This window comes from Chryseobacterium sp. NFX27, from assembly GCF_049887855.1.
Classification (GTDB): Bacteria; Bacteroidota; Bacteroidia; order Flavobacteriales; family Weeksellaceae; genus Chryseobacterium.
Genome location: NZ_JAGEKK010000009.1, coordinates 153,526 through 169,377, shown reverse-complemented (window position 1 = coordinate 169,377; position 15,852 = coordinate 153,526). Strand labels below are relative to the sequence as shown.

Genomic DNA, 15,852 nt, shown 5'->3' with positions numbered 1-15,852 from the left:
AGATATCAGAGTTCCAACTATCTGATATACACAAACTCCTTGCCAAAAAGAATAAATAAAAAAATTGCCCATAAAAAAACCGAATTAAAATAAATTAATCCGGCTTTCTATTGAATATAAAATTTGTTTCTGAATGTTAAAGCTTACTATTTGAATTTATAAGCTAATCCTACCTGGAATACATTGTTTCTGATAGCGTCACCAGGATTATCCTTAATAACATCTGTTAAACCAGCAACATATCTTGCTGTAATTCCAAAGTTTGGAGTAAAATAATACCCAGCTCCAAGACCGATACCTACGTTGAATGTATTTAAATCATCTTTATAGTTATCACTTGTTGTTGAATTTCCATTATTTTCGTTTTTGATTTTGTTTTTAGCACTTACCATTAAACCAAATTCAGGACCTGCTTCTAAATAAAGATTAGGGATCAGGTTGTACTGGAACATTACCGGTACTGCGATATAATCTAAATGACTAGAAGTAGAAAACTTACCTAATGCATTACTAAATTCTGTTTTATTACCATATTGGCTATAAATAACCTCTGGCTGAATACTGAATGATTCTGCTACTGGAATATTAGCAAAAACCCCTGCATTAAAACCAATTTTTGATTTAGTATCATCAAGACCAGATCCTTCTGTTGCTGAAGATACGTTCATTCCACCTTTTACACCAAATGTTACCGGGTTAGAAGAAGATGATGGAGTCTGTTGAGCAAATGCCAGTGAACTTGCAGTTACTGCTAATCCTAAAATTAACTTTTTCATAACTTTAATTTTTTTAATATTTTACTATTTCTAATTTTAAATTTTACTACTGTCAAAAACTTACTACTGAGTTTGACGCAGAGTATCTTCCAAATTGCTTGCCAAAAACAAATAACATGACAAAAATCAGTAAAAAAAGCAGCCTGTTTTTCAAGCTGCTTTATATTAATTTATTGATTATTAGAACTTTAACAAACTAATTAAACGTTTGTTTAGAGGTGGTCTAAATTATTCATTCATTAAAATAATAATGAAAAATGGCTCTTTTATATTATTAAATTAAGCATTATTCAGTTTTCTGTAAAAATCCAAAGACCTCAAAATGTTTTCCTGACTGCATTGGTGGTCATATGTACAAGAACCGATTCCTGAGACTAATGAAAAATTAATTTTGCTGTCCGTATTCTTTTTATCATTCAACAAAAGTGCAGTAATACTTTCATCCGTAAAATCGCTTATATCAAGATAAGGGTAGTACCTCTGAATGTTTTCAATAATACCGGCAGCATCCTGTTGGCTAATAAGATCTTCAAGATAAGCCAGATGGGCCTCACAGATCATTCCCATAGCAACGGCTTCACCGTGAAGAATAGGATTTCCCTGGCTAAGACAGAGACTTTCTACAGAATGTCCGATCGTATGTCCGAAATTCAGAGTCTTTCTGATATTTTTTTCATGAAAATCTTTTTCCACCACATCCTGCTTGATATCCATTGAAGTCTGAATATGAGGAACCACCGCTTCTACATCAAGTTTGTGAACCTGAATAAGACTTTCCCAATGCGCTTTATCAGCAATAAGGCCATGCTTCAGCATTTCTGCAAAACCACTCCTCAATTCTTTAAATGGGAGCGTTTCCAGAAATTTAGGGTAAATAAAAATCTGTTCAGGGAAGGCAAAAGTTCCTACCATATTTTTATAATGCATAAGATCTATCCCTGTTTTTCCTCCGATAGAGGCATCACACATTGATAAAAGGGTAGTAGGGATATTGATGAACGAGACTCCTCTTTTATAGGTAGAAGCTACAAAACCTCCCATATCCGTAATCACGCCGCCCCCGAGATTTATAACAAGCGCTTTTCTGTCTGCCTGCATTTCGGTAAGAATTTCCCATAGCTGGTTGGCAGTCTGGATGTTTTTCATTTCTTCACCAGCCTCAATCTCCAGAATTTCGAAGTTTAAGTCTGTTTCCATGTTGCCTAATAGAACCGGAAGACAATATTCATGGGTATTTTCATCAACTAAAATAAAGATCTTACTGAAAGATTTTTCGTGCAGGAAAGTATTTAATTGAGAAAAATCATCGTTTAATATTGTTATCATTACTGGAGTTTCTTTAAAATTAAAATAAAACTATTCTGCAAAGTTATGATTCTTAATTTTTAACTCGTAACTAAATTACTATCTTTGCAGAAATTTTTAGAATGAGCAGAGATAACAATAATTCAGAAAGACCAAAAAGACCAAGAACTTCAACAAGAAACAATTCTGATGATTCTCGTGCTTCTAGATCTGGAAATTCTTCAGGATCAAAACCTTTTAAGAAACCTTTTCCAAAAGCCGGAGAAAGAAATTCCGACTATAAAGGAAGCCATTCGAAGTTTGAGCCGAAACCTTTTAAGAAAAGCGGAGACAACCCTACGAACAGAGATGAGGACTCCGGAGCAAAAACTGAGAGCAGAGCCTATATTACCAATTCAAGTGAAGGACGTGAGAGAAAACCTTTTGGTAAATCAGCTCCCAAAAAAGGTGGAAAAAGTTTTGATACCAGAGACAAGTATGAAAGAGGCAGCCTGAAATATGGAAGAAGACCATCCGGCGGAGATGACAAAAATGATGATAAGGCAAGATCTTTTGTACAGAAAAGAAGGCTAAACAAAATTGAAAAAGATGTTCATAAGGACACCATCCGTCTGAACAAGTATATTGCCAATTCCGGGATCTGCAGCAGAAGAGAGGCTGACGAACTGATTACGCAGGGACTTGTGGAAGTAAACGGACAGGTGGTCACTGAAATGGGATACCAGGTTGAGAAGACTGATAAAGTAGTTTTTGACGGACAGGGCATTACCCCGGAAAAACCGGTATACGTACTGCTGAACAAGCCAAAGGGATATATTTCTACCACGAAGGATGATAAAGCCAGAAAAACAGTAATGGATCTTGTTGCTAATGCATCGCCATACCGTTTGTTTCCTGTAGGAAGACTGGACCGTTCTACAACCGGAGTTATTCTTTTGACGAATGACGGGCATATGACGAAAAAGCTGACGCACCCTTCTTTTGATGCCAAAAAAATCTATCACGTAACCCTGGATAAAAAGCTGACTCATGAAGACATGAAACTGATTGTGGAAGGGATCCGTCTTGATGAAGGGGTAGCTGTTGTAGATCAGATTTCTTTTATTGAAGGAAAACCGAAAAATGAAATAGGGATCGAAATTCATATCGGATGGAACCGTGTCATCAGAAGAATTTTTCAAAGACTTGGATATGAAGTGGAAGCTTTGGACAGGGTGATGTTTGCAGGTCTTACGAAAAAGAATATCAAACGTGGACACTGGAGAATCCTTACAGATCTGGAAGTTAATAATCTTAAAATGCTTTAGTAGTTTTGAGTTATAAATGATGATGGCGAATCTGTTGATTCCCGGTCATAATTGAAGACTCAGCTTGAAACATTTAAGAAAATTATATGTATTAAAAAGGCGCAGAAATCTTATTTCTGCGCCTTTTTTAATGTTTATATGATCATTATTGAAAGCAATTTCCAGAGCTTCCAAAACTCATGATTTACAAATAAATGCTATCCGAGAACTGTAACTCCTTTCTGGATCATCTCATAAATAGCATCTCTGCCATTATCCGGTTTTACGTTAACTGCTTTGGTTCCATTGAAATGAAGACATGTAATATATCCGTTGGCCAGAGCATCCGTGCACGTAAACTTTACGCAATAATCCATGGCAAGCCCCACAACTTCAAGCAGCTGAATTTCGTGATACTTTAAAAAATCATCCAGCCCAGTTTTCATAAAGTGATTGTTATCCTGGAAACCGCTGTAGCTGTCGATTTCTGTATTCTTCCCTTTTTGGATGATGTGGGTTACTTTATCTCTGTTCAGATCTTTATGGAATTCTGCCCCGAAAGTGCCCTGAATACAATGATCCGGCCACATAAACTGTGGAACGCCGTTCAGGATAATACTTTCGCCTACTTTTCTGTTGTTGTTGCTGGCAAAACTTTTATGGTCGGCAGGATGCCAGTCCTGGGTAAGAACAATCTGGTCGTATTCATTTTCTTCCATCAGAAGATTGATGTAGGGAATGACCTCATTGGCTTCCGGAACTGCTAATGCGCCGCCTTCACAGAAATCATTCTGTACATCTACGATTATTAACGCTTTTTTCATATTTAGATTTCTCGAATTTTTGATAAAATTACTCAAAAAACCTTCCAAAACTGAATTTTCGGACAAATCGGCAATATAATTTTTTTAGAACAGAGAGAGCGAGATCTCAACAACTACAATAATCATACTTTTATTTATAGGATTCATTTTTGAGTTATCTGTCAAATATCAATAGCTTATCTTTGCATGAAATAAGTATTTTTATGTCATTTGAGTCGTTAGGATTATCACACAATATTATTCGTTCTGTCAACAAATTAGGTTACCTGAAACCTTTTCCAATTCAGGAGCAGGCTGTTCCTGTTATTCTTCAGGGAAAAGATCTGATGGGAATTGCGCAGACAGGTTCCGGAAAAACAGCTTGTTTTGTGATGCCTATTTTAGAAAAACTGCAGAATTCAGAAGTTAAGAAAGACCGTAATGTTCAGGTTTTAATATTGGTTCCAACCCGTGAGCTGGCGATTCAGATTGATGAAGTTTTCAGAGCTTTTACAGAGAATTTAAAGCGTGAAATCCGTACTATGGCGGTTTATGGTGGTGTTTCTATCAACCCGCAGATGAAAGGAATGTTTGGCGTGGAAATTCTTATCGCAACACCCGGCCGTTTATTAGACTTAATTGATCATAATGCGTTGAGTATTTCCGGAATCCAGCATTTAGTGATTGATGAGGCCGATAAAATGTTTCAGTTAGGTTTTGGTGAAGAAATGAATAAACTTTTCGCGCTGATGCCTGTGGCAAAGCAAACAACCTTGTTTTCAGCAACTTTAAATGATAAGGTTTCTGAAATGAAGGAACGTTTATCCATTAACCCTGTGATTATTGAAATTAAAAAAGAAGAAGTAGACATTGATAATATCGAGCAGCTGGCCTATCATGTTTCGCCGGAAAATAAAGGGCCTTTTTTACGCTACCTAATTAAAGAAAAGAAAGTTGAAAAAGCACTGATATTTGTTTCGTCTACAAGATCTGCAGATAATTTAGTGGAAAAGCTTAAAAAGAATAAAATTAAAGCCGTAGCCATTCACAGCCAGAAATCGCAGGGTGCCCGCAGAAATAATTTAGAAGAATTTAAAGTAAATGGGGCTCAGATTTTAGTTGCTACAGACCTTATTGGCCGTGGTATCCATATTGAATCTTTACCCTGTGTGATCAATTACGAATTGCCGCGCTCGCCTTTAGATTACATTCACAGGATCGGCAGAACAGGACGTGCAGGTGAAAAAGGAACTGCCATTACTATTTTGACGGATGACGAACTGCAGCATTTCAGAGTGATTCAAAAGAAGATGGGCAGGAAAGTAACCTTACAGAGAACCGAGGGAATTGATCTGCATGGTTATTAATAGACGAATTTAAATATACAGCTTCAATTTTAGAATTGAGGCTTTTTTATTATTTTTCCGCTCCATAAAAAATACTTTTGACATTTATTTTTTATTGGCTTTCTGCTTTTCTTGTAGTAATTTTATCGCAACAGAAAAACTTTATTAAACATACCACCAAGAAAATTAAAAATGAACGATTTAGAGCAAAAAAGATTTCCTATAGGTCAGTTTCAGCTGTCTGAAAATATCTGTGACACCAAGCTCGATGAGCATATTAAAGTCATCAAAAATTTTCCGGGAAAACTGAAAGACCTGATTGAGAATTTTACAGATGAGCAGTTAGACACGCCTTACAGAGAAGGAGGCTGGACGGTCCGTCAGCTTGTTAACCACATTGCAGACAGCCATATCAACAGCTTTATACGTTTTAAGCTGGCTCTTACAGAAGACAATCCCGTGATCAAGCCCTATGATGAAGCCAAATGGGCAGAACTTCAGGATAGTGTTAACATGCCTGTAAAGCCTGCAATGAGAATGATTAAAGGAACACATCAGAGATGGACAGTCTTGCTTAATACCCTTACCAATAAACAGTTCGAAAGAACCTTCCAGCACCCTGAACAGAATGCAAATTATGATCTGAGGCATTATCTTGCTTTTTATGTATGGCACTGTAATCATCATTTTGCTCACATTGAAAATCTGAAGAGAGAAAAAGGGTGGTAAATAAAAGTCTGCACAATCCTGTTTATTTTGAAGAAATTGTCCACAGGATCTCCCTTCTTACTGAAAATACTCCACAAAGATGGGGGAAAATGAACGTTTCCCAGATGCTGAGACACTGCGATTTCGTTCTTCAGGTTGCTTTAGGGGAAATTGAACTTTCCAGGATTAATATCCTCTTTGAAGCCATAGGAATTATAACCAGAATAGAAATGCAGATCTTTAACAACGGAATTCCCCGAAACATGCCTACTTTTCAAAAACTAATCATTAATTTTGAATGTGATTTCGATGAATCAAAAACCAATCTGCTGAATACACTGAAAGACTTCCGGGCGGCATCTGAAAATAAAGATCTTCCGGACCGTCACAGATTATTCGGTAAAATGACTGAAAAAGACTGGGGATTTTTAGAGTATAAGCATCTTGATCACCATTTAAAACAATTTAATGTATGAGTTTTTTTGATAAAATATTCGGAGGAAAAGAAGACAGCCCTGAACGTCAATCCTTCTGGAAAAAAATAGAATCTGAGGAAGATCTGGCCCAAGCCATTGAAGCTTCCCATCACCATAGAATTGCTATTTTCAAACATTCAACACGCTGCTTCATCAGCAAAACAGTATTGAAAAACTTTGAAAAAGAAATAGATAGTTTGGATAACAAACTGGATTTATATTTCTTAGATTTGCTGGAATACAGATCCATTTCCAATAAAATTTCTGAAGACTTTGGAATCAGACATGAGAGCCCGCAACTGATCGTAATTGAAGATGGAAAGGTCATCAACAGTGCATCACATGAAGATATATCCGCAAGCCAGATTTCATAATGAAGAATATTAACACCTATTTAGCCAAAGTATTAAATGTTCCTTTAGAAAAAGTGAACATGTGCAGCTTACACTATGAAGTAAAGAAAATACCTAAAAATCAATTTCTTTTACAGTATGGTGAGGTCTGCAGGCATATATTCTTTGTAGAAAAAGGACTGTTGAAAATGTATTCCATTGACAAGAACGGAAAAGAACATATTATACAGTTTGCCCCGGAGAGCTGGCTGATTTCCGACCGAAGCAGTCTTTACTTTAACGAAAAATCGATTTACTATATAGAAGCGGTGGAAGATACGGAAGTTCTGTTTCTGCATCCCGATTTCTTCAACAATCTCGTAGAACAGTTTCCCAACAGTATCGAAAGAAGTGACTTTCTTTTACAGAAACACATCAGAAGCCTGCAGAACAGGATCAATTCTTTATTAGGGGAAACCGCGGAAGAAAGATACATGAAATTCATTAAAATGTATCCGGATCTTCTTTTGAGAGTTCCACAATGGATGATCGCGTCTTACCTTGGAATTACACCTGAGAGCCTTAGCAGAGTAAGAAAAGAACTGGCCAGGAAAAATTTTGTTCCGGACAGATAAATCAAATCCTTTTTGCAAGAGTTCCAACATGCTGAAGACATAACCTGGTTTCTTCCGTCCACGGAAGGCCTATACACAGACGCATGCAGTTTTCAAACTGATCCTGCAGGGTAAACATCCTGCCCGGAGCAATACTGATGTTCTGTTTAATGGCCAGATCATAGAGTTCAGTGGTACGGATATTTTTATCAAACTCCACCCACAGGGAAAGACCTCCCTGCGGGCGGCTTGTTTTGGTCCCTTCGGGGAAATAATCTGCGATGGTCTGCACATAATTCTGATAATTATTCTGAAGAGCTCTCCTCATTTGCTGAAGGTGCTTTTCATACCTTCCGGATTTGAGGAAATTGGCTACCGCTTCATTAACAATAGAAATAGATGAAGTGGAGTGGAGCAGTTTCAGCTTCATTATTTTATCCTTATATCTTCCCGGTGCAATCCATCCTACACGGTATCCCGGAGCCAGCGTCTTTGAAATTGAGCTGCAGTACAGCACATTTCCGTCTCTGTCAAAAGATTTACAGCACTTCGGACGCCCCGGTCCGAAATAAAGATCACCGTATACATCATCTTCTATCAGAGGAATCCCGTTTTCAGAAAGAATTTTTACAATCTCTTTCTTATTTTCATCCGGCATACAGCTTCCCAGCGGTGAATTGAAATTAGGAATTAACAAGCATAGGTCTATTTGCGGAATCACTTTTCGCAGAGCTTCTATTTCAATTCCGGTCGTAGGATGGGTAGGAAGTTCAAGAACATTCAGACCCAATCCGTTCGCCAGCTGTAAAATACCAGGATAGCAGGGACTTTCAATGGCTATTGTATCACCGGGTTTGCCTAAAGCCATCAGACAGAAAGAGAGCGCATTCATCCCTCCGTTTGTAGTAACCAAATCGTTTTCACTGAGATTTCCGCCCCATTGAAGGGAACGGACCGCGATCATTCTCCGCAGCTTTAAATTTCCCTGAAGTTCCTCATATTCCGTACCGCCATCTTTTAATTCACGGGTTGCGTTAATGATCTCTTTCTTTAGTTTCGCCTGTGGCAGAAGATCTCCTGAAGGAATCCCGATAGAAAAAAATGTCAGTCCTTTTTTACCCATATTTTCATAAACCCTGCTGATCAGTTCGTCCGGTTCATCGTTATTGGCAATCAGAGAAGGCCGGCTTACCTCAGGGAGAGGAAGCTTCACAGACATGAGCCTGCTCACAAAATAACCTGATTGAGGTTTGGATTCAATTAAGGACTGTGACTCGAGCTCAAGGAAAACACGTTTTGCCGTATTCATGCTTACCTGATGCTCCTGGCACATCATTCTTACGGAAGGCAGCCTGTCTCCGGCCTTCAGTACACCGTTTCTGATCTGGGAAGCAATTCCGTCAGCGATTTCTGTATATATAAATTCTTTGCTCATTGTTTTTAACTGTGCTCATGCAAATGTACAAAACTGGGACTGTGTTTATTCATTTAAGCGCTTTAATTTTGAATTATCAAAAAATATAGAAAATGATGACTGATAAAATTTCCAAAGATGAAAGTGTAAGTGGATTAATTAACGGCTTTATAGGGGTGTTGCTATTTAGTGGATCTATGCCTGCTACCAAATTGGCCGTAATTGAAATGAGCCCTATTTTTGTTACCATAGCTCGTGCAGCTATTGCAGGTATTCTGGCACTTACCGTTCTGATAATTTATAAAGAAAAGCGTCCTGAAAAGAATCAGATATTCGCCCTGTTGCTGGTTTCTATCGGCTGTGTGGTAGGCTTTCCGCTTCTTTCTGCACTGGCACTTCAATATCTGACTTCGGCACATTCCATTGTATTTTTAGGCATGCTTCCTTTGGCAACTGCTGTGTTCGGAGTTTTCCGTGGCGGGGAAAGACCACATCCTGTATTTTGGTTCTTCTCTGTTATCGGGAGCCTTTTGGTGATAGGATATGCTGTTTCGCAGGGAATATCCGCTTCACCGGTAGGCGACATCCTGATGCTTCTCGCGGTTATCCTTTGCGGTATGGGATATGCCGAGGGTGCGAAACTTTCTAAAACACTAGGAGGGTGGCAGGTGATTTCCTGGGCCTTGGTATTGGCTTTGCCGGTTATGATTCCTTTATTTTTTATTTATTTTCCGGATCATATTGAAACTGTGAGTTTTCAGGGATGGTTTGGGATGGCTTACATTTCCCTTTTCAGTATGTTCATTGGATTTATATTCTGGTATAAAGGTTTGGCGCAGGGCGGTATTGCCACTGTAGGGCAGCTCCAGCTTTTGCAGCCGTTTTTCGGACTGGCGCTTGCTGCCTATTTTCTTCATGAGCAGGTGAGCATAGGAATGGTGGGAGTAACCATTGGGGTTATTCTATGTGTTGCTGGAACCAAAAAATTTGCGAAATAATTAAAAATAAAGCATTATGATTCAAGTCATAAAAGGACATTTTGTAAATGAATTATCTTTGAAACACATTACAAAATATATCTATTATGAAATTTACGATCTTATTAATGTTATTAGGCCTGACCGTATTGAGCTGCAAAAAGGAAACAAAAGTAGACACTTCTACTAGCATAACAGACAGTACAATGATTGATACCGTACCATCAGACACAGGCACTGTGGCTGCTACCCCGATGCCTTCCGATACTATGCGTACTGCAGATACTGCAACTACAAAAAGAACGGATACAGCGAAGGTTAACAAAAAATAATTTTTTATCATTCATAGATTTAAAACCCGTTTTTACTTAAAAGCGGGTTTTAATGTCTTTCACCTACTTCTATTTAAATCGATATTTACGAATATAATGGTTAATATATTTGTTAGATAATGATTCATTAACATATTTTGTATTTTGCTAATTTATTTAACTTAATTTAACAATTGACAAACAAATAAGGTTCAATATTTGTATCTGGCTTTATTAAATCAGTTTCATAATTCAAAAAAACCAGTAGGAATATCAGATAGAGCGCAAGAAAATAAATTTTTCGAATACTTGATCTGAAAAATTTATTTTAAACACAGTTTCAATAATAAATTTCACTATTTTTTATTGAAAATAATTAAAAAAACTATGAAGACAATAAGTTGCATGAATATAGACGAAGAAGTACTATACTCATATGGAGGGGAAACCAAAAAATATAAAAAAGGTGAGATTATATACAGGGAGGGAGACCATTCTCTTTATTATTTACAGATCATAGAGGGAAAAGTGAAACTGAACAATTATGATGAAGAGGGAAGAGAATTTATACATAATATTCTCGGGAAAAACCAAAGCTTTGGGGATTCCTTGCTCTTTTTAGATAAATTTTATCCCATGAATGCCATCTGCATCACTCCTTTGGAAATTATAAGGGTGCCAAAAGATCAGTTTCTGAAATTAATAAAGACAGATCCCAAGCTTTCTTTGGAAATGAATGCATGTCTTTCCCATAGGCTTTATTTCAAGGCCATCATGCTCCAGAATATGGCCTCACTGAATCCTGCATCAAGGCTTACGGGACTTCTTAATTACCTTAAAAGCTATCATGATGACAGCTGTGGAAGCTGCTTTCAGGTACAGCTTACAAGGCAGCAGATCGCCAATCTGGTAGGCTTACGTGTAGAAACAGTAATCAGAGCTTTAAAAAAAATGGAGAAAGAAGGAAGCATTACTATAGAAAACAGGAAAATTATTTACTAGTGCGGGTTTAATATGATTCAGGTCATAAAAAAGTGAATTATTCAGGCGTAAATTTGAAATATAAGTTTCAATACAATTCTTAAAACCAGGTAAGGGCAGTTTAAAGCTTCAAGCTTTTCAGATGATTAAATTCCATTGCTCTGCAGCATGAAGCACCAGATTGCCATATGCCATTCAATTGATTTATAAAACTCGGTAGCAATACTGAAAATAGCAGCAGTTCAGAGAAATTGATGTTGAAGCTTCTCCCGAAAGAATATAACCACAATTACTCAAATATGGATTGTCAGAAAATAGTAAAGACTTTGAAACATAAAGACTTCATTAAAGTTTCCAATAAAGGAAACTGGTTTGAAGATGGTGCAGCGATCTATGCCAAAGAAATAAAAGATAATATTTTTTTATTATTTGTGATCCTGAAAGACATAGAAATCGAAAATATTCAGGCTCTGATTGCCCATTTCGACTGTTTCGGCAGTATAGGGTTGAAGGAACCGGAGCAGATCATGTTCTATCTTTCGATCAAAGATAAGGAAGACCTTCATTATTTTGAGAAATATTTAAAAATTTCCGATAACTAATAACCGCTACGAATATGATATTTGAAAACGACACTTTAAGACATTCCGGATTGTATGATAAAAACAATATGATAGAGAATGAATCTCTGTTCCCAAGTGCTATCAATTCTTACGGAGTTACTGCTTTTCTGATCAAATCATTAGAAAAGATAAAAAATAATGCGAAATGTGATATTCTGAAAAATGTAATAGACACTTATATTAAAGAATATATCCTGAATATCCGCGAGTATCACGGTAAAGGAACCGTTTTTCCGGAAAATCTGAATACAGAAATAAATATTGAAAATTCACACTTTACGCTCTATGCCAAAACAGCATATTATAAAGTATTAAAAGAAGAGGAATATCTCAATAAACTGCTAAGCACTTTGGAAAAAGACGGGGCAGACACGGAATGATTTCCTAAAGTTTTTAGTTTGACTTTTTAACCTTCACACCACATTAAAGATATATTGATATGAAAAATGAGACCCAAAACAACAAAAAGTTAGACCAGCTGGAAGCACACAGTACTTCTAATGAAAACGAAAAACTGACCACCAACCAGGGGATAAAAATCAATAATAACCAGGATTCTTTAAAATCCGGAGACAGAGGTCCTACCTTGCTGGAAGACTTCATTCTAAGAGAAAAAATAACCCATTTCGATCATGAAAGAATTCCTGAAAGAATCGTTCATGCAAGAGGCTCGGGAGCCCATGGCGTTTTTAAGCTGAACAAAAGCCTTAATGCCTATACCAAAGCGAAATTTTTATCGGAGGTAGGAAAGGAAACTCCTGTTTTTGTAAGATTTTCAACCGTAGCCGGAAGCAAAGGAAGTACCGATCTGGCGAGAGATGTAAGAGGTTTTGCCGTAAAATTTTATACCGAAGAAGGCAATTATGACCTTGTAGCGAATAATATGCCTGTCTTTTTCATCCAGGATGCCATTAAATTCCCTGATCTTGTACATGCAGTGAAACCTGAGCCGGATAATGAGATTCCACAGGCCGCTTCTGCCCATGACACATTTTGGGATTTTGTTTCGCTGATGCCGGAAAGCATGCACATGATCATGTGGCTCATGAGCGACAGGGCCATTCCTAGAAGTTTCAGGATGATGGAAGGTTTTGGAGTTAATTCCTTTAAATTTATTAATGAAGAAGGCAAAGCTCATTTCGTTAAATTCCATTTTAAACCCAAACTGGGAGTACATTCTGTGGCCTGGGACGAAGCGCAGAGAATCTCCGGGGTAGATCCGGATTTCCATAAAAGAGATTTATGGGAAGCCATTGAAAACGGTGCTTATCCGGAATGGGATTTTGGTGTACAGCTGATTCCGGAAGAAAATGAACATCAATTTGATTTCGACCTTCTGGACCCTACCAAACTGGTTCCCGAAGAAGAAGTTCCCGTAGAGATTGTCGGAACTTTAACTCTCAATAAAAATCCGGAGAATTTCTTTGCAGAAACAGAGCAGGTAGCGTTCCATCCGGGACATTTGGTTCCGGGAATAGACTTCAGTAATGACCCTTTGCTTCAAGGAAGATTATTTTCATATACCGACACCCAGCTATCAAGATTAGGATCGCCCAATTTTCATGAAATACCGATCAACAGATCCATCAATACAGTTCATAACAACCAGCGTGACGGACACATGAGACAACAGATTGCCAAAGGAAAAGTAAGCTATGAGCCCAATTCCATCGGAGGCGGATGTCCATTCCAGGCCATGATGTCAGAAGGCGGATTTACTTCACATCAGGAAAGAGTTTCGGGTGAAAAGGTCCGAAGAAGAAGTCAGAGCTTTGTAGATCATTATTCACAGGCAAAATTATTCTATAACAGCCAGTCGGTTCCTGAGCAGACCCATCTTCAGAACGCCCTTATTTTTGAACTTTCAAAAGTAACAATACCGGAGATCAGAGAAAGAGTGGTAGGACAGCTGAATTTTATTGATCATAATCTTGCCCAGACAGTAGCTGAAAAATTAGGGGTGACCGTTAAAAAATTAGAACAGCCTAACCGCAGCATTCCTGCTGATGCTAATATCGCAGACCTTCAGAGTGAGGAAAGAGAGCCTCATACGAAAATATCCAAAGCGCTGAGTATGAAAGATACCGTTAAGGACACTATTAAAAGCAGAAAGATAGGGTTTATTATTGGCAATGGCACAAATGGTGCAGCGCTTACTGACCTAAAAACCAAGCTTGAAGGTAAAGGGGCAAAAGTAGAAATTATCGCACCGAGTTTAGCTCCCGTTATCACCGATAACGGACCATTAATTCCAAAACACTCTCTTACAAGTACGGCCAGTGTCTGCTTTGATGCTTTATACATCGGGGCCGGAGAAAAATCTGCAGCAGAACTGATGGCTCCCGAGAACAGGCATCTCAGTCTTCGCTTCATCAATGAAGCCTATAAGCACTGTAAGGCCATTTATTTCGGGGCAGGCACAGAAGAACTGTATATGAGCAGTAATATAGCCATGAAAAAACATGAGGATCGTGCTGTGATTATTTCAAAAGACGGAGGTTCTGATGACCAGTTTATTACAGCAATAGCCGGACACAGAGTCTGGGATCTAGAAATGGAAAGAAATATGTAGACAAATACCACACACCTTCACACCACTAAATATTTAAAATTATGGAATTTCAAAAGAATCTTTTAGAGTATATAAGCCAGTCCCTTATGACTGCGGACGAAACAATTTCAATTGCAGAAAGCGTTACATCGGGATGTCTGCAGCTGGCTTTTTCGCAGATGCCGAATGCCTCCCTGTTTTACAAAGGCGGTATGACAGCCTATACGCTGCCTCAGAAAGTGAAACTGTTGAATGTAGACAGGCAGGAAGCTGAAGAATGCGACTGTGTATCAGAAAATATTGCACGAACCATGGCTCTTAATGTAGCCAAGGTATTTGAATCTGACTGGTCAATTGCGACCACGGGTTACTGTACGCCCATCAGAAGTTCAGCCTATAAGATCTTCGCTTATTTTGCCTTTTCTTATAAAGGGGAGATCGTTCTTACCAAAAAACTGGAACTGCATCCTAAAACCCAGGCTCTGAACGCACAGTTATATTATACAGAATTTATTCTGGGATGTTTTAAAAGTGAAATTAACCAACTTCTAATTTTAAAATAACTTTTCAGATGGATGAGTTAAAAGATAAATCCGTTCTTATTACAGGAGCAGACAGCGGAATTGGTAAGGCAACAGCATTACTTTTTGCAAAGGAAGGAGCCGATATTGCCATCATTTACTATAAAGACGATAATGATGCCCAAAAAACAAAAGAACAGATTGAACAGCTGGGCAGAAAATGCATTATTTTTAGTGGTGATATCAATGACTACGAATTTTGTGAAGATACCACGAAGAAAGTAGTGTCCGAATTTGGAGGAATTGATATCCTCATCAACAATGCAGGAGTACAGTTCCCGGCAGAAAATATAGAGGATCTCGAAGAAAAAAATATCAGGAAGACCTTTGATTCCAATATCATAGGAATGATCCTGCTGACAAAAGTCGTTTTCCCTTATCTGAAAGAGGGGAGCAGTGTCATTAATACGACTTCTGCTGCGGCTTATCAGGGGCATCCCGAGCTTCTGGATTATGCTGCAACAAAAGGTGCTATTGTATCTTTCACGCGTTCTCTGGCACTGCAGGCAAAACCAAACGGCATCCGTATTAATGCCGTCGCGCCGGGCCCTGTAGCCACGCCGCTTACTGAAAAAACCTTCGGAGAGGAAAAAGAAGATCCCAACAAACCGCCTTTTGAAAGAAATGCTACTCCGGAAGAAGTGGCAGCCAGCTTTTTATTCCTTGCAGGCAGTGGTGCCGCCCAGATCACCGGGCAGGTTCTTCACCCGAACGGTGGACTGATCGTCAACGGATAAAAATCTTGCAGCAATATCCAGCTTTGGAATT

The 15,852-nt window shown here is 38.2% G+C and carries 18 protein-coding genes; 14 read left to right on the top strand and 4 right to left on the bottom strand.

Features of this window, described 5'->3' with window-relative positions; translation table 11 throughout:
- Nucleotides 1-146 precede the first annotated feature (146 nt).
- Nucleotides 147-776 carry a porin family protein gene (locus J4Q03_RS12490; protein WP_426048505.1) on the bottom strand — a complete coding sequence of 210 codons (630 nt, stop codon included), beginning with the start codon at nt 774-776 and terminating at the stop codon, nt 147-149.
- A 279-nt stretch (nt 777-1,055) separates the two neighbouring features.
- Nucleotides 1,056-2,102 (bottom strand): 3-dehydroquinate synthase, encoded by a 1,047-nt coding sequence (gene aroB / locus J4Q03_RS12485; protein WP_426048504.1) that lies wholly within the window; start codon nt 2,100-2,102, stop codon nt 1,056-1,058.
- 101 nt (nt 2,103-2,203) lie between these two features.
- Between aroB and J4Q03_RS12480 the strand changes: the two genes are divergently transcribed.
- Nucleotides 2,204-3,388: a pseudouridine synthase gene (locus J4Q03_RS12480; protein WP_426048503.1), complete on the top strand. Its 1,185-nt coding sequence runs from the start codon at nt 2,204-2,206 to the stop codon at nt 3,386-3,388.
- A 197-nt stretch (nt 3,389-3,585) separates the two neighbouring features.
- Here J4Q03_RS12480 and pncA read toward each other — a convergent pair whose 3' ends face one another.
- Nucleotides 3,586-4,191, bottom strand: coding sequence for a bifunctional nicotinamidase/pyrazinamidase (gene pncA, locus J4Q03_RS12475; RefSeq protein ID WP_426048502.1), 606 nt, complete (start codon nt 4,189-4,191; stop codon nt 3,586-3,588).
- Between the two features lie 203 nt (nt 4,192-4,394).
- Here pncA and J4Q03_RS12470 point away from each other — a divergent pair, with 203 nt between their 5' ends.
- From J4Q03_RS12470 to J4Q03_RS12450, 5 genes are all read left to right on the top strand, one after another.
- On the top strand, nt 4,395-5,537 hold the full coding sequence (locus J4Q03_RS12470; RefSeq protein WP_426048501.1) for a DEAD/DEAH box helicase: 1,143 nt from the start codon (nt 4,395-4,397) through the stop codon (nt 5,535-5,537).
- A 171-nt stretch (nt 5,538-5,708) separates the two neighbouring features.
- Nucleotides 5,709-6,245: a YfiT family bacillithiol transferase gene (locus J4Q03_RS12465; protein ID WP_426048500.1), complete on the top strand. Its 537-nt coding sequence runs from the start codon at nt 5,709-5,711 to the stop codon at nt 6,243-6,245.
- Nucleotides 6,239-6,700 carry a DUF1569 domain-containing protein gene (locus tag J4Q03_RS12460; RefSeq protein ID WP_426048499.1) on the top strand — a complete coding sequence of 154 codons (462 nt, stop codon included), beginning with the start codon at nt 6,239-6,241 and terminating at the stop codon, nt 6,698-6,700. The genes J4Q03_RS12465 and J4Q03_RS12460 overlap by 7 nt, the downstream gene beginning before the upstream one ends.
- Entirely contained in the window at nt 6,697-7,074 is a 378-nt protein-coding gene (gene ytxJ, locus J4Q03_RS12455) for a bacillithiol system redox-active protein YtxJ (RefSeq protein WP_426048498.1), read from the top strand. Before J4Q03_RS12460 ends, ytxJ begins: the two co-directional genes overlap by 4 nt.
- Nucleotides 7,074-7,667, top strand: a complete 594-nt coding sequence (locus tag J4Q03_RS12450) for a Crp/Fnr family transcriptional regulator (protein WP_426048497.1) — start codon at nt 7,074-7,076, stop codon at nt 7,665-7,667. Before ytxJ ends, J4Q03_RS12450 begins: the two co-directional genes overlap by 1 nt.
- A 1-nt stretch (nt 7,668) precedes the next feature.
- Here J4Q03_RS12450 and J4Q03_RS12445 read toward each other — a convergent pair whose 3' ends face one another.
- Complete coding sequence (locus J4Q03_RS12445; protein WP_426048496.1) at nt 7,669-9,081, bottom strand: PLP-dependent aminotransferase family protein; 1,413 nt, start codon at nt 9,079-9,081, stop codon at nt 7,669-7,671.
- 92 nt (nt 9,082-9,173) lie between these two features.
- On the opposite strand from J4Q03_RS12445, the gene J4Q03_RS12440 reads away from it, so the two are divergent.
- From J4Q03_RS12440 to J4Q03_RS12405, 8 genes are all read left to right on the top strand, one after another.
- The gene (locus tag J4Q03_RS12440) at nt 9,174-10,058 is read left to right on the top strand and encodes a DMT family transporter (protein WP_426048495.1); all 885 of its coding nucleotides are present in this window, start codon (nt 9,174-9,176) and stop codon (nt 10,056-10,058) included.
- 86 nt (nt 10,059-10,144) lie between these two features.
- The gene (locus J4Q03_RS12435) at nt 10,145-10,369 is read left to right on the top strand and encodes a hypothetical protein (protein WP_426048494.1); all 225 of its coding nucleotides are present in this window, start codon (nt 10,145-10,147) and stop codon (nt 10,367-10,369) included.
- A 366-nt stretch (nt 10,370-10,735) separates the two neighbouring features.
- A complete protein-coding gene (locus tag J4Q03_RS12430) occupies nt 10,736-11,350 on the top strand; it encodes a Crp/Fnr family transcriptional regulator (RefSeq protein ID WP_426048493.1) in 615 nt (204 codons plus the stop codon).
- Between the two features lie 278 nt (nt 11,351-11,628).
- Complete coding sequence (locus tag J4Q03_RS12425; protein WP_426048492.1) at nt 11,629-11,931, top strand: hypothetical protein; 303 nt, start codon at nt 11,629-11,631, stop codon at nt 11,929-11,931.
- 14 nt (nt 11,932-11,945) lie between these two features.
- Nucleotides 11,946-12,332 (top strand): hypothetical protein, encoded by a 387-nt coding sequence (locus tag J4Q03_RS12420; RefSeq protein WP_426048491.1) that lies wholly within the window; start codon nt 11,946-11,948, stop codon nt 12,330-12,332.
- A gap of 59 nt (nt 12,333-12,391) precedes the next feature.
- Nucleotides 12,392-14,524 (top strand): catalase, encoded by a 2,133-nt coding sequence (locus tag J4Q03_RS12415; protein ID WP_426048490.1) that lies wholly within the window; start codon nt 12,392-12,394, stop codon nt 14,522-14,524.
- Nucleotides 14,525-14,565: 41 nt separating this feature from the next.
- The gene (locus tag J4Q03_RS12410; RefSeq protein ID WP_426048489.1) at nt 14,566-15,066 is read left to right on the top strand and encodes a CinA family protein; all 501 of its coding nucleotides are present in this window, start codon (nt 14,566-14,568) and stop codon (nt 15,064-15,066) included.
- Nucleotides 15,067-15,074: 8 nt separating this feature from the next.
- Nucleotides 15,075-15,821: an SDR family oxidoreductase gene (locus J4Q03_RS12405; protein ID WP_426048488.1), complete on the top strand. Its 747-nt coding sequence runs from the start codon at nt 15,075-15,077 to the stop codon at nt 15,819-15,821.
- Nucleotides 15,822-15,852 lie beyond the last annotated feature (31 nt).